The sequence below is a fragment of the Streptomyces sp. JLBG701 genome (assembly GCF_058544905.1).
The window spans coordinates 7,750,473-7,767,592 of the sequence record NZ_CM178588.1 but is presented as its reverse complement, the minus strand read 5'-3'; the positions used below and the strand labels follow the sequence as shown (position 1 = coordinate 7,767,592).

Sequence of the window (17,120 nt, the reverse complement as noted above, 5' to 3'; positions counted from 1 at the left end):
GCGGTCGTCGCTCCGAAGGGGGCGGCCGCCGGCCGGGGTCCGGGTTTCGGGGGGCGAGCGTCGGGCAGCTGCCCATGCTCCGCCGTTGATCTGACACCATTCCCCGGGGGCCCCGTTCGGCGGAGGACGGTGCTCGTTCGGTAAGACTTGCGACCAGGGGACGGATGGGACCGCGCAGTGCGGGGCTACGAACGCCAGGAGCGAGAGCCGGCGGCTGACGTCGACCACCTCTCTCGGTTCGAGGCCGAGATGGAGCGGCTGAAGACCGAGCGGGAAAAGGCGATCCAGCACGCCGAGGACCTCGGCTACCAGGTCGAGGTGCTGCGCGCCAAGTTGCACGAGGCGCGCCGCACCCTCATGTCCCGACCGGCCTATGAGGGCGGCGACATCGGCTATCAGGCCGAGCAGTTGCTGCGTAATGCCCAGATCCAGGCCGACCAGCTCCGGCAGGACGCCGAGCGGGAGATGAGCCAGGCCCGGGCGCAGACCCAGCGCATCCTCCAGGAGCACGCGGAGAACGCGGCCCGGCTCCAGGCGGAGCTGCACCAGGAGGCGGTCACCCGCCGCCAGCAGCTGGACCAGGAGCTGGCCGAGCGCCGGCAGACCGTCGAGTCGCACGTCAACGAGAACGTGGCGTGGGCGGAGCAGCTGCGGGCCCGGACGGAGGCCCAGGCCCGGCGGCTCCTCGACGAGTCGCGTGCCGAGGCCGAGCAGTCCCTGGCGGCCGCCCGCGCCGAGGCCGAGCGGGTCGCCGCCGAGGCCCGGCAGCGGCTGCAGACCGACGCCGAGGCCGCCCGGGCGGAGACCGAGCAGCTGCTGCGCCGCGCCCGTACGGACGCCGAGCGCCTGCTGAACGCCGCCTCCACGCAGGCCCAGGAGGCCACCGACCACGCCGAGCAGCTGCGCAGCTCCACGGTGAACGAGTCGGACACGGCCCGCCGCGAGGCCACCGAGATGAGCCGGGCCGCCGAGCAGCGCATGGCGGAGGCCGAGGAGGCGCTGCGCAAGGCGCAGGCCGAGGCCGAGAAGCTCACCGCCGAGGCCGAGGCGTCCGCGAGCAAGACCCTCGCGAGCGTCGAGTCGGCCAGCGAGCAGCGCACGCGTACGGCGAAGGAGCAGGTCGCCCGGCTGGTCAGCGAGGCCACGAAGGAGGCCGAGGCCACCAAGGCGGACGCCGAGCAGGTCGTCGCGGAGGCCCGCGCCAAGGCCGACAAGATCGTCGCGGAGGCCGAGGAGAACGCCCGCAGCCTCACCGCCGAGGAGACCGCCTCCCAGCTCGCCAAGGCGGCCAGGACCGCCGAGGACGTCCTCAACAAGGCGTCCGAGGAGGCCAAGAACACGACGAAGGCCGCCACCGAGGAGGCCGAGCGGATCCGCTCCGAGGCGGAGGCCGAGGCGGACCGGCTGCGCGCCCAGGCGCACGACATCGCCGAGGAGCTCAAGGGCGCGGCGAAGGACGACACCAAGGAGTACCGCGCCAAGACCGTCGAACTCCAGGAGGAGGCGCGGCGGCTGCGCGGCGAGGCCGAGCAGCTGCGCTCGGACGCGGTCGCGGAGGGCGAGCGGATCCGCGCGGAGGCGCGCCGCGAGGCCGTCCAGCAGATCGAGGAGGCGGCCAAGACCGCCGAGGAGCTGCTGTCGAAGGCCCGGGTCGACGCGGACGAGCTGCGCCAGACCGCCACGACGGACAGCGAGAAGGTCCGCACCGAGGCCATCGAGCGCGCGACGACCCTGCGCCGGCAGGCCGAGGAGACCCTCGACCGCACCCGCAAGGAAGCCGAGCGGCACCGCTCGGAGGTCATCGAGCAGTCCGAGGGCATCAAGGCGGACGCCGAGCGGGCCGCGCGTGAGCTGCACGAGGAGACCGAGCGCGCCATAGAGGCCCGCCGGGTGGAGGCCGCCGACGAGCTGACGCGGCTGCACACCGAGGCCGAGGAGCGGTTCGCCGCCGCCGAGCAGGCGCTGACCGACGCCCGCGCGGAGGCCGAGCGGATCCGCCGGGAGGCCGGCGAGGAGACGGAGCGGCTGCGTTCCGAGGCCGCCGAGCGGATGCGCACCCTGCAGCAGCAGGCCGAGGCGGAGGCCGCCCGGCTGCGGGACGAGGCCGCCTCCGACGCGTCCGCGTCCCGGGCCGAGGGCGAGGCCATCGCCGTACGGCTGCGTTCGGAGGCCGCGGCCGAGGCCGAGCGGCTGAAGTCGGAGGCCCAGGACACCGCGGACCGGCTGCGGGCGGAGGCGCAGGCCGCCGCCGAGCGGCTCGCGACCGAGGCGTCGCAGGCGCTGGACGCCGCCCAGGAGGAGGCCGCCCGGCGCCGCCGCGAGGCCGAGGAACTCCTCGGCTCGGCCCGCCAGGAGGCCGACCAGGAGCGTGAGCGGGCCCGCGAGCAGAGCGATGAGCTGCTGGCCGCGGCGCGGGGCCGGGTGGAGGAGGCGCAGGCCGAGGCCGTACGACTGGTCGAGGAGGCCGACCGGCGCGCCAACGAGATGGTGTCGGCGGCCGAGCAGCACGCCCAGCAGGTAAGGGACTCGGTCGTCGGGCTGCACGAGCAGGCCCAGGAGGAGATCACCGGGCTGCGCTCGGCCGCCGAGCACGCGGCGGACCGTACGCGGCGCGAGGCGCAGGAGGAGGCCGACCGCGTCCGCGCGGACGCCTACTCGGAGCGGGAGCGGGCCAGCGAGGACGCGGGCCGGATCCGGCGCGAGGCGGCCACGGAGACGGACGCCGCCAAGTCCCTTGCCGAGCACACCGTTTCGGAGGCGATCGCCGAGGCGGAGCGGCTGCGCGCGGACGCGTCCGAGCACGCCCAGCGGGTGCGCACGGAGGCCTCCGACGCGATCGCCAGCGCCGAGCAGGACGCGTCGCGCGCCCGGGCCGAGGCCCGTGAGGACGCGAACCGGATCCGGTCGGACGCGGCGGCGCAGGCGGACACGCTCATCACCGAGGTGACGGCCGAGGCGGAGCGGCTCCAGTCGGAGACCGCCGCGGAGGCAGAGCGGGTGCGGGCCGAGTCGGTCGCCAAGGCGGAGAAGCTGATCTCGGACGCGACCAGCGACGCGGAGCGGCTGCGCGCCGAGGCCGCCGACACGGTCGGTTCCGCGCAGCAGCACGCCGAGCGGATCCGCGTGGAGTCCGTACGTATGAAGGCCGACGCGGAGGCGGAGGCGGAGCGGGTCACCTCGGCCGCGCGCGCGGAGTCCGAGCGGACGCTGGACGAGGCCCGCAAGGAGTCCAACAAGCGGCGCTCCGAGGCGGCCGAGCAGGTCGACAAGCTCATCACGGAGACGACGAGCGAGGCCGACAAGCTGCTCACCGAGGCGCAGCAGCAGGCGCAGAAGACGACCGCGGACGCGGAGTCGCAGGCCGACACCATGGTGGGCGCGGCCCGCAGCGAGGCCGACCGGCTGGTGTCCGAGTCGACGGTCGAGGGCAACTCGCTGGTGGAGAAGGCCCGCATGGACGCGGACGAGCTGCTCGTCGGTGCCCGGCGGGACGCGACTGCCATAAGGGAGCGGGCCGAGGAGCTGCGCGACCGCATCACCGGCGAGATCGAGGGGCTGCACGAGCGGGCCCGCCGCGAGTCCGCCGAGACGATGAGATCGACCGGCGACCGCTGCGACGCGCTCATCAAGGCCGCCGAGGAGCAGCTCGCCAAGGCGCAGGCGAGGGCCAAGGAACTGGTCTCGGAGGCCAACTCCGAGGCGGGCAAGGTCCGTATCGCCGCCGTCAAGAAGGCCGAGGGTCTCCTCAAGGAGGCCGAGCAGAAGAAGTCCACGCTGATCCGGGAGGCCGAGGAACTCCGTGCCGAGGCGATCCGCGAGGCGAAGCGCACGGTCGAGGAAGGCAAGCGCGAGCTTGAGGTCCTGGTCCGCCGGCGCGAGGACATCAATGCCGAGATCTCCCGTGTCCAGGACGTCCTGGAGGCGTTGGAATCCTTCGAGGCCCCAACTGCCGCCAAGGACGGCGGAGTCAAGGCAGGTGTCACCGCGGGCGCAACTCGTTCGGGTGGCAAGCCGTCGGACAGCTGACGGACAGGGTCGATTCAGGTGTGTTCCGGGGCCTTTGACCAAGTCTTTGGCAAGCGGTCCGCCGGTTAGCCACCCAAAAGGGGGCTCATTCTCCAGATCAAACACGCATCCGCTCGATGACGCGCCGCTTTGACCCCTAGGATTCCACCTATCACCTCACCGGTCTCATTCGACAGGAACCCCATGAGCGACACTTCCCCCTACGGCTTCGAGCTTGTGCGGCGTGGGTACGACCGCGCGCAGGTGGACGAACGGATCTCCAAGCTCGTCTCCGACCGTGACAGCGCTCTCTCCCGCATCACCGCTCTGGAAAAGCGCATCGAGGAGCTCCACCTCGAAACGCAGAACGCCCAGGCGCAGGTAAGCGACGCCGAGCCGTCGTACGCCGGTCTCGGCGCGCGTGTCGAGAAGATCCTCCGCCTCGCGGAAGAAGAGGCAAAGGATCTGCGCGAGGAGGCCCGACGCGCCGCCGAGCAGCACCGCGAGCTCGCCGAGTCGGCCGCGCAGCAGGTCCGTAACGACGCAGAATCGTTCGCTGCGGAGCGCAAGGCCAAGGCGGAGGACGAGGGCGTCCGGATCCTCGAGAAGTCCAAGAGCGACGCCGCCCAGCTGCGCCAGGAGGCGCAGAAGGACGCGCAGTCCAAGCGGGAGGAGGCCGACGCCCTCTTCGAGGAGACGCGGGCCAAGGCCGCCCAGGCCGCCGCGGACTTCGAGACGAACCTCGCCAAGCGCCGCGAGCAGTCGGAGCGCGATCTCGCGTCGCGTCAGGCCAAGGCCGAGAAGCGCCTCGCGGAGATCGAGCACCGCGCGGAGCAGCTCCGCCTCGAGGCCGAGAAGCTGCGTACGGACGCGGAGCGTCGCGCCCGTCAGACGGTGGAGACGGCTCAGCGCCAGGCCGAGGACATCGTGGCCGACGCGAACGCCAAGGCCGACCGGATCCGTTCGGAATCCGAGCGCGAGCTCGCGGCTCTCACCAACCGCCGCGACTCGATCAACGCCCAGCTCACGAACGTCCGCGAGATGCTCGCGACGCTCACGGGCGCCGCGGTGGCCGCCGCCACCACGCCGGCCGAGGACGAGCCGATCTCCCGCGGCGTCCCGGCTCAGCAGTCCCGGTAACTCCGGTCTGTACGGCAGCTGAATATCGGCCAAGCCCTCTGTCACTCCGGTGGCAGGGGGCTTCGTCGCGTCTTAGCGTGGCCGCATGATCGAGCTCGAGGGGCTGACCAAGCGGTACGGCGAGAAAGTGGCGGTCAACAATCTCACCTTCACCGTCAGACCTGGCATCGTCACGGGCTTTCTCGGTCCGAACGGGGCCGGGAAGTCCACGACGATGCGGATGATCCTCGGCCTCGACCACCCCACCATCGGCGACGTCCGTATCGACGGCAAGCACTACGACCATCTCAAGGACCCGTTGACGTACATCGGCGCCCTTCTCGACGCCAAGGCCATGCACGGCGGCCGCAGCGCCTTCAACCATCTGCTGTGTCTCGCGCAGAGCAACGGGATCCCCAAGAGCCGGGTGCACGAGGTGCTCGACACCGTCGGTCTCACGCCGGTGGCCAAGAAGAAGGCCAAGGGCTTCTCCCTCGGCATGGGCCAGCGGCTCGGCATCGCGGGCGCGCTGCTCGGCGACCCCCGGATCCTGATGTTCGACGAGCCGGTCAACGGCCTCGACCCCGAGGGCATCCACTGGATCCGCAACCTGATGAAGTCGCTCGCGGCCCAGGGCCGTACGGTCTTCGTCTCGTCGCACCTCATGAGCGAGATGGCCCTGACCGCCGACCACCTCGTCGTCATCGGCCAGGGCCGGCTGCTCGCCGACACGTCCATGGCCGACTTCATCCAGCGGAACTCGCGGTCCTACGTCCGCATCCGCTCCCCCCAGCGCGAGCGGCTGCTCGATGTGCTGCACGAGGCGGGGATCACCGTCGTGGAGAGCGGCAGCGGGACGCTGGAGGTCGACGGGGGCAAGTCCGAGCAGATCGGGGAGCTGGCGGCGCAGTACCAGGTCGTGCTGCACGAGCTGAGCCCTCAGCAGGCCTCTCTGGAGGAGGCGTTCATGCAGCTCACCGCCGAGTCGGTGGAGTACCACGCGCACGCCGATACGCCGGCCGACGGCTGGAGGAGGAGCTGAGCATGACGGCGATCCAGGTCGTCCGGTCCGAGTGGACCAAGATCCGTTCCGTCGCGTCCACGGTGTGGACGCTCTCCCTCGCCGTGGTCGTCACCATCGCCCTTGGCATGCTGATCTCGGCGCTGTCGAAGAACGAGTTCGACAAGATGAGCCGCGACGACCAGCTCTCCTTCGACCCGACCTTCATCAGCTTCGCCGGGATGAGCCTCGGACAGCTCGCGATGATCGTGTTCGGGGTGCTCGTCGTGTCGAACGAGTACAGCACGGGCATGATCCGCACCTCGCTGGCCGCGGTACCGCAGCGCGGCTCCTTCCTGTTCAGCAAGCTCGCGGTGGCGGCGGGTCTCGCCCTCGTCGTCGGCCTCGCCACGAGCTTCGTCACCTTCTTCCTGGGGCAGGCGATGCTCGGCTCCCACCGGGCGTCGATCGGCGACACGGGCGTCCTGCGGGCGGTCATCGGCGGCGGGCTCTACATGACCCTGATCGCGGTGTTCTCGATGGGCGTCGCCTCGATGCTGCGCTCGCCGATGCTGTCGCTGGGCATCCTGATGCCGTTCTTCTTCCTGGTCTCCAACATCCTCGGCAATGTCTCGGCCACCAAGAAGATCGGCCGGTACCTGCCCGACCAGGCCGGCAGCAAGATCATGCAGGTGGTCACCCCGGTCGACGACGACACTCCCTACGGCCCCTGGGGCGGCCTCGCGATCATGGCGCTGTGGACGGCGGCGGCCGTACTCGGGGGCTACGCGCTGCTCAAGAAGCGGGACGCGTGAAGTGGGACGCGTGTGAGACCCACGGCACCCGGGTTTTTGCCGCTCCTTGAAGGGAACCGTCAGCTCCCCGATAAGCTCCTAACCCTTACGGGGGCGTGTGCCCCGCTGTCCTGAACCTTTCGATGGGTGCGGAGCATGATCGAGGCTGTCGGCCTGACCAAGCGATACGGCGACAAGACCGCCGTGTACAACCTTTCGTTCCAGGTGCGGCCGGGTGCCGTCACCGGCTTCCTCGGGCCCAACGGCTCGGGCAAGTCGACGACCATGCGGATGATCCTCGGCCTGGACAACCCCACGTCCGGGCAGGTGACGATCGGCGGCTTCCCGTACCGCAAGCTGCCCAACGCCCCCCGCCAGGTCGGCGCCCTGCTCGACGCCAAGGCGGTGCACGGCGGCCGGCACGCCCGCAACCACCTGCTGAGCCTCGCCCAGCTGTCGGGCATCCCGGCCCGCCGGGTGGACGAGGTGCTGGGTGTCGTCGGACTCCAGGACGTGGCCAGGAGGCGCTCCAAGGGCTTCTCCCTGGGCATGGGCCAGCGGCTCGGCATCGCCGCCGCGCTTCTCGGCGACCCCCAGGTGCTGCTGTTCGACGAGCCGGTCAACGGCCTCGACCCCGAGGGCATCCTCTGGGTGCGCAACCTGATGAAGGCGCTCGCGGCCGAGGGGCGGACCGTCTTCGTCTCCTCCCACCTGATGAGCGAGATGGCGCTGACCGCCGACCACCTCATCGTCATCGGGCGCGGACAGCTGCTCTCCGATATGAGCATCAAGGACTTCATCTCGGCGAACTCCGCCGACTTCGCCCGCGTACGCACCCCGGACACCGAGCCCCAGCTGCGCGAGAAGCTGACCTCGGCGCTCACCGAGGCGGGCGGACATGTGCTGCCCGAGCAGGACGGCGCGCTGCGGGTCACGGGACTGGCGCTGCCGCGCATCAGCGACATCGCGCACGACACGGACGTACGGCTGTGGGAGCTGTCGCCGCACCAGGCCTCGCTGGAGGAGGCGTACATGCGGATGACGCAGGGCGCCGTCGACTACCGGTCGACCACCGACCAGAAGGCCGGTCTGCAGCAGCCGCTGCCGCCCGGCGCGCAGCCGCCGATGCCGGTGCCGGGGCAGGGCCAGCCGGGCTGGTACGCCCCGCCGCCGCCCCAGCAGGGCGGGCAGCCCTTCGCCGCCGCCCCGCAGGGACAGCCGGGACAGCCGCCCGCGGGCCCCTACGGCGCCCCTGGCGCGCCCGGGGTGGGTCAGCCCAACCCGTACGCGCAACCGGCGCCGCAGGCCCCTCAGGCGCCCCAGACGCCCGGCTCCGGTTTCCCCGCCGCCTCCGCCTCCCCGACCAAGCCCGAGGACGCCCGATGAGCACGCCCCAGCCCCCGATGCCACAGGCCGCCGCCCCCAACTGGCAGGCGGCGCCCGGTCCTTCGTACGGCGGTTACACCTCGCCCATCCCGGTCGTGCGCACGCATCTCGGGCACGCGATCGCCTCCGAGTGGACGAAGATCAAGTCGGTGCGCTCCACGATGTGGACGCTCGGCGTGTTCGTGCTGCTCGTGGTCGGCATCGGGCTGCTGGCCGCCGCGGTGGTCGCCGGCCAGGCCGGGCCCGAGGACATGGCGGGCGAGAACCCGCTGTCCTTCGGCTTCTTCGGGCTGCTGCTCGGCACCATGTGCGTCATCACGCTCGGCGTGCTGACCACGGCCTCCGAGTACGGCACCGGCATGATCCGCACCACGATGACCGCGTGCCCCAGCCGTGGGCGGGTGCTGACGGCGAAGGCGATCGTGTTCTTCACGGTCGCGTTCGTGGTGACGCTGGTGTCCTCGTCCTTCGTCGCCTTCGTGCAGGTCCCGATGCTGGACGGCACCGGCACCGCCGACCCCTCCGGCGAGGAGTGGCTGAAGGCCACGGTCGGTGTCTCGCTCTACATCGCGCTGCTCGGGCTGCTCTCGCTCATCGTCGGCTCGATCATCCGGCACTCGGCGGGTGCCATCACCATCATGATCGGGCTGCTGCTCGCTCCCCTGGTGGTCGCGCTGTTCATGTTCTCGTCGTCGCTGGAGGATGTACGCCAGTTCCTGTTCGAGTACTCGATCCCGAACCAGCTCAGCGTCTTCTACTCCAACTCGCTGACCGAGTCCGGCCCTTCCGGCTGGGACCCGCTGTTCATCGCCCTGGGCGTGACGGCCGCGGCGTTCGCCGGCGCCTTCGCGCTGCTGGAGAAGCGGGACGTGTGAGCCGTACCAAAAGGCCGTGAGAAAACGGCTCAGAACTTCGGCGCGTTACGGGACCGCTGCACCCTCGTGGTGCGGCGGTCCTTCGCGTTCCAGCACGCCTTGTGCCAGTGCCGGCGCTCGTCGACGCCCGAGTGCTCGGGCCAGGCCACCACGTGCGGGACGCCGGAGCCGATCAGCTGGTCGCAGCCCGGGCAGCGGTATGTCTTGCCCTGGGCACTCGCCCCGGCCACGTGGCGTACGCTCCACTCCTCGCCCTGCCAGTTCTCCGTGGACTGCCAGCCGCCGTAACGGCCGGGTCGCTCATCGTCTGCGCTGGGGCCTGACGAGTCGCCGCCCTTGGGTCGGTTGCGACGCGGGGACACAGAACACCTCACGGGGCTATACAGGAAGCACGGGCTGTGTCCAGCCTACGCGGCACCGACGGGGGTATGCGAAGAGCACCAACCCCCACAAGTCCCCCTCCCAGACGCCGATTCTGCAGACAATCCGGAAATCTCTTCGCCAGGCCGTGTCCTCGGCACGTGTCAGGCGGTTATGCCCGGTGGGGGAGCTCCGGTCGGAGCCGAGAAAGCAGGAAAGCGCAATGCACGTTGGAAGCTTTGTGTTGGCGGCCCAGTTCCCGGGCCAGGGCCAGGGGGAGGCCCTGCACCGTGCGGTCCGCTCCGCGGAGGTGGCCGAGGAGGCCGGACTCGACGCGGTCTGGCTGGGCGAACACCACTTCGTGCCGTACGGCACCTGTCCGTCGGCGATCACCCTGGCCGCGTTACTCCTCGGCCGGACGCGACGCATCAGGATCGGCACGGCGGTCAGCGTGCTGCCCACGGTCCACCCGGTGACGCTCGGCGAGCAGGCCGCGCTGCTGCATGTGACGAGCGGCGGCCGCTTCTCGCTGGGGGTGGGGCGCGGCGGGCCCTGGGTGGACCTGGAGGTGTTCGGCTCGGGCCTCGAAGCGTACGAGCAGGGGTTCCCGGAATCACTCGATCTGCTGGTGCGCTGGCTGCGCGAGCCGTCGGTCGCGGGAGCCGGGGGCCGCTTCACTTTCCGTGAAGTCCCCGTCGTACCAAGGCCGTCGGAGTCCCTCGCGGACACAGCGGGCCCCGAGGTCGTCGTCGCGTGCACGTCTCCGTCGAGCGTACGGATGGCCGCCGAGCGCGGGCTGCCGATGCTGCTCGGCATGCATGTCGGGGACGAGGAGAAGGCCGAGATGGTCGCCCTGTGGCGGCAACTCGCGCGTGCGGCGGGCCGGTTGCCGGAGGAGATCGCGAGCGCGGCCCATGTCTCGGCGGGCGTCTGCCAGATCGCGGACCGCCGCACCGACGCGGTGGAGACCCTGGTGAAGGCGATGCCGGGCTGGCTGCGACAGGGGCTCGACGCCCATGTCACGGTGGACGGCCGCGCCCGTCAGATGCGCGACCCGCTGGCATACACCGAACTGCTCTGCGGACTGCACCCGGTGGGCACCCCCCGGCTGTGCGCCGACCGCCTCGCGGCGACCAGCGAACGGACCGGGATCACCCGCTTCGCGCTCCTCGTCGAGGGCTCGGGCGACCTGGCCGCGACCGAGGAGAACGTACGACGGCTGGGCGCCGAGGTGCTCCCTCACCTTGGCTGAACCACCGTGCCCCACGGGAAGCTTGCCGCGCCGGACGATTGCACCTCCCGCGTCCGGAGCGGCAAGCCATGCGCATCACCGCGTCAGCAGTCCCTGAGCTCCGGGGACTGGTTCAGCAGCTGTCCGCGGACCGACGTGAAGCGGGCAAGCCGTTCGTCCACCGACGGGTCCAGCGGAAACACCGCAACCCGGTGGCAGTTCTGGAAGGCCAGCCGCACTCCGAAGTGCCGCTGCAGCGCGCCGCGTATCGCGTCACTCGCCAGCGCACGCAGGAGCTGGCCACGCGCCTGCTCGTCCGGCGGCGGCGTCTGGTTGTCGGCGAACTCTCCGCCGTCCACCTTCAGCTGGGCCACCAGGGAGCTGATCATCTCCCATGCGTAGGGCAGGGAGGTCCGGACGCAGTCGACGAAGTCAGCTTCGTCGACCTCGCCTCGCTCGGCCTGATCGAGTAGGGCCGGTGAGACGTCGAGCGACATGGGTTCTCCTCTCGCACCCCCGGGTCAGAGGGGTTGCCGGACAGGGAAAGGGAGTCCGCGCTGCCGAACACTCTGTGTACACGCATCGCGACCTCCCGTTTAATACGGTAGGTCGCGGGCGGTGACGGCACCAGGAGATTGAGCACATGGAGGGGTCTCAATGTGCTCACTATCGGCCATTAACGAACATGCGTTATCCGGGGCGAATCGCGTGCACCCATGCCTGTCGAGTAGCGTTGCCGACCATGCGTCTCGTCATTGCCCGCTGCTCCGTGGATTACGCCGGGCGGCTCACCGCCCATCTCCCCTCAGCGCCCCGCCTGATCCTGGTGAAGGCCGACGGCAGCGTCTCGATCCACGCGGACGACCGGGCCTACAAGCCCCTGAACTGGATGTCGCCGCCCTGCACGTTGAAGGAGGGAAGCGGGGACGATGAGGGCGTCTGGACCGTCATCAACAAGGCGGGCGAGAAGCTCATCATCACGATGGAGGAGATCCTCCACGACTCCTCGCACGAACTCGGCGTGGACCCCGGCCTGATCAAGGACGGCGTGGAAGCACACCTCCAGGAACTCCTCGCCGACCGCATCGAGGTCCTCGGCGACGGCTACAGCCTCATCCGCCGCGAGTACATGACGGCCATCGGCCCGGTCGACATCCTGTGCCGGGACGCCGAGGGCGCGACGGTCGCGGTCGAGATCAAGCGGCGCGGCGAGATCGACGGCGTGGAGCAACTCACCCGCTACCTGGAGCTGTTGAACCGCGACCCCCACCTCGCCCCGGTCCGCGGCATCTTCGCCGCCCAGGAGATCAAGCCCCAGGCCCGAGTCCTGGCCACCGACCGCGGCATCGGCTGCACGGTCCTGGACTACGACGCGATGCGCGGCATCGAGGACGACAAACTGAAGCTGTTCTGAGTTCTACGACGGTGAGGGCCGGGTCCGTGACAACGGACCCGGCCCTCTTTCCTCGTACGGGACTTCACATGACCGAAGTCGTACTGCTCGCCGCGCTGCTCTCCGGGGCACTGGCCGAACTGCTGGACTCCGCCGGGGCGCTGGAGGAGGCGGGGCCGCTGGCCGAGTCGGACGTGGACGGGGTGCTGTCCGTCGGCTCCGCGGTCGGCTCCTCCGAGGTCGGCGTCGCCGACGGCGTCTCGGACGGATCCTCGGACTCGGACTGCGACTGCGACGGCGTGGGCGAATTCGACCTCGTCGGCGTGGGCGAGGTTGACCTCGTCGGCGAACTCGACGTACCGCCACCGCCGTTGGTGCCGCTCGGGTCGTCCGAAGGCTCCGCGGCGTCCGTCGGTGTGGGGTCGTCGGAGGTGCCGTAGGTGCCATCGGGGCCCGGGTCGGTGGCGCGGCTGGTGGCCGTGCCGGTGTCGCCGTCGCTGTCGTTCTTCGGCTTGTCGGCGCCCAGGCCGCCGTCGTCGAAGCCCTGGCTGGCGGACGGGTTGACGCCGACCTGGCCGGACGGGTCGTCGGGGTCGTTGTTGGACGTGGCGCCGAGGGTCACCACCGTGCCGAGCACGGCGACGAGCAGCGCGCCCGCGCCGGCCGCCACGAGGTTGCGCTTGGCGAGGCCCCTGAGGCCGCCCCGGCCCTTGTGTGCGCCGCCGGGCGTGGTCGCGCGGTGGGTGACGAGGGTCGAGGTGTCTCCGGGCCGCGGGAGGCTCAGCAGCGCGGCGGGTACGCCTCCGGGCGGCGACGCCGACTCCTCGTAGCGGGCGTCGGACACCTCCTCGCCCGTGGTGGCGATGCCGGGCGCGGTGCCGGAGCGGTCGGCGACCAGGGCGAGGGCGCGACGCCCTGCGACGGTGCCGCGCTTGTCGGCGAGTGCGCCGCGCAGGCCGATGGCGGCCTCCAGCTCGGCGCGGGCCCGGTCGTACTCTCCGCCGCAGAGTGCGAGGACGCCCAACTCATGGTGGAAGTAGGCCTGTTCACCCACCTCGCCGGAGAGCTGAGCGGCCTCGGCGCCGGCCCGCAGCGCCCGCTCCCAGGCGCTCCAGTGCAGCCCCGCGGCGAACGCGGGCGCCGCCGTGCGGGCCAGCTGCACGGGGGTGCTGTCCTCGTCCTCGGCCGGCGGGGTCGTCACCGGCACGAGCACGCCCAGGGCGGCCAGCACGGCGTCCGCCTCGGCGCACACACGCTCCGGGGTGACCGAGGGATGCCCGGCCCACCAGGCGTAGTGCTGGGCGGCGGCCAGGGCCCTGGCCTCGATCTCGGTGCCGTATCCGGCGGCCTCCAGCTGGGCCCGCACTCCGGCGGCGAGCCGGTAGCGGGAGCCGACCGGGGAGACCAGGGCGCAGCCGAGGAGTTCGCCGAGCGCGGCGTCCGCGTGGGTGTCGCCGACCAGGGCCGGCAGGTGCGCCTGGTGCGGCACCTCGCCGCCGAGAGCGACGGCGAAGCGCAGGGTGGCACGCGCCGACTCGCTCAGCCGGGAGGCGAGCAGCGGGGCGGCCGAGGCGGCCTCGCCGACCGACGGCAGGGGTATCTCGGGGCTGTCCTCGGCGTCGAAGGGCGCGTCGACCGGTATGTCCTGGAAGACGCCGAACTCGTCGACGGCGTCCGCGCTGGCCCGCATCCGGTCGCGCTGGCGCAGCAGGGCACCGGCGTGGACGAAGCGCAGCGGCAGGCCCTCGGACTCGAACCAGAGGTCGCCGGCCCAGTTCGCCTCGTCCTCGGTCAGGACGCGGCCGACGGCACGCTCCAGGACCTCCACGCCGCCGGCCCGGTCGAGGCCGCCGAGGAAGACCTCTTCGAGGGCGGAGTCGGCGGACGGGGCGGGTATGTCGGGGGTGGCGCCGAGCAGGAAGGCACACTCGGGTGTCGCGTCCAGCAGCTCGTCGAGTGCGGCGCCGCCGAGCTCGATGTCGTCGAGGACGACGACCGCGCCGATCTCGTGGACGAGTTCGAGCAGTTCGGCCCGGTCGGGGCGGTGCAGGGGCGCGTTGTAGACGGCGTAGAAGAGGTCGTAGAGCAGGTCGGTGGCCGTGCGGCGGAAGCCGGTGAGGCGGACGACGCCGTCGGGGGCGAGGTCCGCGCAGTCCTCGGCGACCAGGTCGAGCAGGCTGCTGCGGCCGGATCCCGCGGGGCCGGTGAGGCGCACGGAGCGGCCGCGGGCGAGCAGCCGCACCAGTCGCTCGCGCTCGTCCTGGCGTCCCAGGAGATACAGCGCGGGCTGGGCCGGTCCCGGCGGGACGGGCGGTTTGGCCGCGCGGTCGGTCTCGGCGCGCTCGGCCGGGGTGAGTTTGGCGGGCCTGCCGGGCCGCTCTCCCGGTGGGCAGGCCTCGATCTCGCTGCCGTCGACGGGGTTGACCGTGAGCAGGAAGTCGCCGGAGACGAGCTGCACCGTACGGGCCAGGGCGGGTGTGCTCTGGCCGAAGTCGGATGTGAGGGATTCCCTAGGCGGGCGCGGGCGCGGCGAGGTGCCTTCGCCGTCCTGGCCGTACTCCTCGGGTCCCGTGTTGTTCGGGTCCATAGGTTTCAAGCCCCCCAAAAGCGTCGTGTGCCGAAGGATCCCCTCCCGGCCTTGCTGCACACCGCGCTGTCGCTTCTGGTCCGGGCCCGCTCGAAGGGTTGTAGGCAGCGGGCGACCGAACCCTAAACCTTGGCACAGTATCTACGACAGCCCGGGGTACCGCGCCGTCCGAGACGTCACAGTCTCGTGAGGATTGTGCGCGTGGTGCGTTTCGCGGCCGTGTGGCCTGGTCACACGCGGGGCAGTGACTCCACCCCGATGCCGCCTTCGATCGCCAGGATCCGGTGCAGCCGGGTGGCCACCAGCAGGCGCTGCATCTGCGGCGGTACGTCGCGCAGCACCAGGCGCCGGCCGCAGCGGCCGGCCCGTCGGTGGGCCCCCATGATCACCCCGAGTCCGGTGGCGTCCCAGGAGTCGAGCTCGGACAGGTCAAGGACCAGATCGCCGACTCCGTCGTCGACGGCCGAGTGCAGGACCGTACGGGCGTCCGCCGCGCTGCGTACGTCGAGGCGGCCCCCGACGACCAGCTCGGCGTGGTCGCCCCTGATGAACATATGCGCTCCCCGCGAGTGCGTTGTCGTACTCCGTGACGGTGGTTGTGCAAGGTCTGACTGCCTCGGCGGCGCCGAAGTTGCCGTCTGTAAGCGAACCGATACCCAATTCACTCCCCAGGGTGAAGCTCCTGGGGTCTGTGCGGTTTCAGTGCTTGTAGAAGCCCTGCCCGCTCTTGCGTCCGATGTCACCGGCGTCAACCATCCGGCGCATCAGCTCCGGCGGCGCGAACTTCTCGTCCTGCGACTCGGTGTAGATGTTGCTGGTGGCGTGCAGCAGGATGTCGACGCCCGTGAGGTCGGCCGTCGCCAGCGGGCCCATGGCATGCCCGAAGCCCAGCTTGCAGGCGAGGTCGATGTCCTCGGCGGTGGCGACGCCCGACTCGTAGAGCTTGGCGGCCTCGACGACGAGCGCGGAGATGAGCCGGGTGGTCACGAACCCCGCCACGTCCCGGTTGACGACGATGCAGGTCTTGCCGACGGACTCGGCGAACTCCCGTGTGGTGGCGAGGGTTTCGTCGCTCGTCTTGTAGCCCCGCACGAGCTCGCACAGCTGCATCATCGGGACCGGCGAGAAGAAGTGCGCGCCGACGACCCGCTCCGGCCGCTCGGTGACCGCCGCGATCTTGGTGATCGGGATGGCGGAGGTGTTGGAGGCGAGCACGGCGTCGTCCCGCACGATCTTGTCGAGCGCGCGGAAGATCTCGTGCTTGACCTCCAGCTTCTCGAAGACGGCCTCGACGACGATGTCCGCATCCGCGACCGCGTCCAGATCGGTGGTCGCGGTGATCCGGGCGAGGGCCGCGTCGGCGTCGTGCGCCTCCAGCTTGCCCTTGCTCACGAACTTGTCGTACGAGGCCTTGATGCCGTCGGTGCCACGCTTGAGCGCCTCGTCGGTGACGTCCCGCAGGACGACGTCCCAGCCCGCCTGCGCGGAGACCTGGGCGATGCCCGATCCCATGAGACCGGCCCCGATGACGGCAAGCTTCCGTGCCACTGTGCGACTCCCCTTTGAAGCGCCCTACATGCTGTTTACATTGCCTCTCCGGCGGACCCTAGCGGCAGTGAGGGCACTGTGTGACCGGTTAGTAACGCGAGTCACGTCCCATCTGGTGGACATCACACCGGCAGGGGCCATTCCGGGCTCGTACGGCGTAGTTGGGCACCTCACTAAGCTGGTGACATGGTCAATCTGACGCGCATCTACACCAGGACCGGCGACCAGGGCACCACCGCCCTCGGCGACATGAGCCGGGTCGCCAAGACAGATCTGCGGATCTCCGCGTACGCCGACGCCAACGAGGCGAACGCGGTGATCGGTACGGCGATCGCGCTGGGCGGGCTCGACGAGGAGGTCGTCAAGGTCCTCACCCGGGTGCAGAACGACCTGTTCGACGTGGGGGCCGATCTGTCGACGCCGGTGGTGGAGAAGCCGGAATTCCCGCCGCTGCGGGTCGAGCAGTTCTACGTCGACAAGCTGGAGGCGGACTGCGACCGCTTCAACGAGCGGCTGGAGAAGCTGCGCTCGTTCATCCTGCCGGGCGGCACGCCGGGCGCGGCCCTGCTGCACCAGGCCTGCACGGTCGTACGACGGGCGGAGCGGTCGACGTGGGCGGCGCTTGAGGTGCACGGCGAGGTGATGAACCCGCTGACCGCGACCTACCTGAACCGGCTGTCCGACCTGCTCTTCATTCTGGCCCGGACGGCGAACAAGGACGTCGGGGACGTGCTCTGGGTGCCCGGCGGGGAGCGCTGACGGCCAAGCGGCCGTGTTGGCACAGGAGTTGGGAGTGTAGAACTCCGCCGCGAAGTGGTCCAG

The 17,120-nt window shown here is 71.0% G+C and carries 14 protein-coding genes; 9 read left to right on the top strand and 5 right to left on the bottom strand.

Going from position 1 to position 17,120, the window contains the following annotated elements:
* The first annotated feature begins 177 nt into the window (after window positions 1–177).
* The 6 genes from scy (at window position 178) to AC5DRG_RS36035 (ending at window position 9,179) form a co-directional block, all read left to right on the top strand.
* Window positions 178–4,026, top strand: coding sequence for a polarized growth protein Scy (scy, locus tag AC5DRG_RS36060; RefSeq protein ID WP_491803817.1), 3,849 nt, complete (start codon window positions 178–180; stop codon window positions 4,024–4,026).
* A 183-nt stretch (window positions 4,027–4,209) separates the two neighbouring features.
* Complete coding sequence (locus AC5DRG_RS36055; protein WP_491803816.1) at window positions 4,210–5,145, top strand: cellulose-binding protein; 936 nt, start codon at window positions 4,210–4,212, stop codon at window positions 5,143–5,145.
* Between the two features lie 85 nt (window positions 5,146–5,230).
* Entirely contained in the window at window positions 5,231–6,166 is a 936-nt protein-coding gene (locus AC5DRG_RS36050) for an ABC transporter ATP-binding protein (protein WP_491803814.1), read from the top strand.
* Window positions 6,167–6,168: 2 nt separating this feature from the next.
* Window positions 6,169–6,939, top strand: a complete 771-nt coding sequence (locus tag AC5DRG_RS36045; RefSeq protein WP_491803813.1) for an ABC transporter permease — start codon at window positions 6,169–6,171, stop codon at window positions 6,937–6,939.
* A 135-nt stretch (window positions 6,940–7,074) separates the two neighbouring features.
* Window positions 7,075–8,304, top strand: coding sequence for an ABC transporter ATP-binding protein (locus AC5DRG_RS36040; RefSeq protein ID WP_491803812.1), 1,230 nt, complete (start codon window positions 7,075–7,077; stop codon window positions 8,302–8,304).
* On the top strand, window positions 8,301–9,179 hold the full coding sequence (locus AC5DRG_RS36035; RefSeq protein WP_491803811.1) for an ABC transporter permease: 879 nt from the start codon (window positions 8,301–8,303) through the stop codon (window positions 9,177–9,179). Before AC5DRG_RS36040 ends, AC5DRG_RS36035 begins: the two co-directional genes overlap by 4 nt.
* 29 nt (window positions 9,180–9,208) lie before the next feature.
* Here AC5DRG_RS36035 and AC5DRG_RS36030 read toward each other — a convergent pair whose 3' ends face one another.
* Window positions 9,209–9,541, bottom strand: coding sequence for an Rv1322 family protein (locus AC5DRG_RS36030; RefSeq protein WP_491803810.1), 333 nt, complete (start codon window positions 9,539–9,541; stop codon window positions 9,209–9,211).
* 221 nt (window positions 9,542–9,762) lie between these two features.
* On the opposite strand from AC5DRG_RS36030, the gene AC5DRG_RS36025 reads away from it, so the two are divergent.
* Complete coding sequence (locus tag AC5DRG_RS36025; RefSeq protein WP_491803809.1) at window positions 9,763–10,791, top strand: LLM class flavin-dependent oxidoreductase; 1,029 nt, start codon at window positions 9,763–9,765, stop codon at window positions 10,789–10,791.
* Window positions 10,792–10,874: 83 nt separating this feature from the next.
* Here AC5DRG_RS36025 and AC5DRG_RS36020 read toward each other — a convergent pair whose 3' ends face one another.
* Entirely contained in the window at window positions 10,875–11,267 is a 393-nt protein-coding gene (locus tag AC5DRG_RS36020) for an SCO5389 family protein (RefSeq protein WP_491803807.1), read from the bottom strand.
* Between the two features lie 245 nt (window positions 11,268–11,512).
* Here AC5DRG_RS36020 and nucS point away from each other — a divergent pair, with 245 nt between their 5' ends.
* Window positions 11,513–12,184 carry an endonuclease NucS gene (gene nucS, locus AC5DRG_RS36015; protein ID WP_491803806.1) on the top strand — a complete coding sequence of 224 codons (672 nt, stop codon included), beginning with the start codon at window positions 11,513–11,515 and terminating at the stop codon, window positions 12,182–12,184.
* A gap of 64 nt (window positions 12,185–12,248) precedes the next feature.
* Here nucS and AC5DRG_RS36010 read toward each other — a convergent pair whose 3' ends face one another.
* The 3 genes from AC5DRG_RS36010 to AC5DRG_RS36000 all read right to left on the bottom strand — a co-directional run bounded on the left by AC5DRG_RS36010 (window position 12,249) and on the right by AC5DRG_RS36000 (window position 16,298).
* Window positions 12,249–14,750, bottom strand: a complete 2,502-nt coding sequence (locus tag AC5DRG_RS36010; protein WP_491803805.1) for an ATP-binding protein — start codon at window positions 14,748–14,750, stop codon at window positions 12,249–12,251.
* 230 nt (window positions 14,751–14,980) lie between these two features.
* The gene (locus AC5DRG_RS36005; protein ID WP_155060612.1) at window positions 14,981–15,304 is read right to left on the bottom strand and encodes an STAS domain-containing protein; all 324 of its coding nucleotides are present in this window, start codon (window positions 15,302–15,304) and stop codon (window positions 14,981–14,983) included.
* Window positions 15,305–15,449: 145 nt separating this feature from the next.
* Window positions 15,450–16,298: a 3-hydroxyacyl-CoA dehydrogenase family protein gene (locus tag AC5DRG_RS36000; protein ID WP_491803804.1), complete on the bottom strand. Its 849-nt coding sequence runs from the start codon at window positions 16,296–16,298 to the stop codon at window positions 15,450–15,452.
* A gap of 186 nt (window positions 16,299–16,484) precedes the next feature.
* Here AC5DRG_RS36000 and AC5DRG_RS35995 point away from each other — a divergent pair, with 186 nt between their 5' ends.
* Window positions 16,485–17,057 carry a cob(I)yrinic acid a,c-diamide adenosyltransferase gene (locus AC5DRG_RS35995; RefSeq protein WP_491803802.1) on the top strand — a complete coding sequence of 191 codons (573 nt, stop codon included), beginning with the start codon at window positions 16,485–16,487 and terminating at the stop codon, window positions 17,055–17,057.
* Window positions 17,058–17,120: the final 63 nt, after the last annotated feature.

Bases quoted from the DNA above. Each gene is read 5' to 3' on its own strand.
- AC5DRG_RS36050 (WP_491803814.1), top strand. From the start codon at position 5,231: ATGATCGAGCTCGAGGGGCTGACCAAGCGGTACGGCGAGAAAGTGGCG.
- AC5DRG_RS36055 (WP_491803816.1), top strand. From the start codon at position 4,210: ATGAGCGACACTTCCCCCTACGGCTTCGAGCTTGTGCGGCGTGGGTAC.
- AC5DRG_RS36035 (WP_491803811.1), top strand. From the start codon at position 8,301: ATGAGCACGCCCCAGCCCCCGATGCCACAGGCCGCCGCCCCCAACTGG.
- AC5DRG_RS36005 (WP_155060612.1), bottom strand. From the start codon at position 15,304: ATGTTCATCAGGGGCGACCACGCCGAGCTGGTCGTCGGGGGCCGCCTC.
- AC5DRG_RS36020 (WP_491803807.1), bottom strand. From the start codon at position 11,267: ATGTCGCTCGACGTCTCACCGGCCCTACTCGATCAGGCCGAGCGAGGC.
- AC5DRG_RS36040 (WP_491803812.1), top strand. From the start codon at position 7,075: ATGATCGAGGCTGTCGGCCTGACCAAGCGATACGGCGACAAGACCGCC.
- AC5DRG_RS35995 (WP_491803802.1), top strand. From the start codon at position 16,485: ATGGTCAATCTGACGCGCATCTACACCAGGACCGGCGACCAGGGCACC.
- AC5DRG_RS36045 (WP_491803813.1), top strand. From the start codon at position 6,169: ATGACGGCGATCCAGGTCGTCCGGTCCGAGTGGACCAAGATCCGTTCC.
- nucS (WP_491803806.1), top strand. From the start codon at position 11,513: ATGCGTCTCGTCATTGCCCGCTGCTCCGTGGATTACGCCGGGCGGCTC.
- AC5DRG_RS36010 (WP_491803805.1), bottom strand. From the start codon at position 14,750: ATGGACCCGAACAACACGGGACCCGAGGAGTACGGCCAGGACGGCGAA.
- AC5DRG_RS36025 (WP_491803809.1), top strand. From the start codon at position 9,763: ATGCACGTTGGAAGCTTTGTGTTGGCGGCCCAGTTCCCGGGCCAGGGC.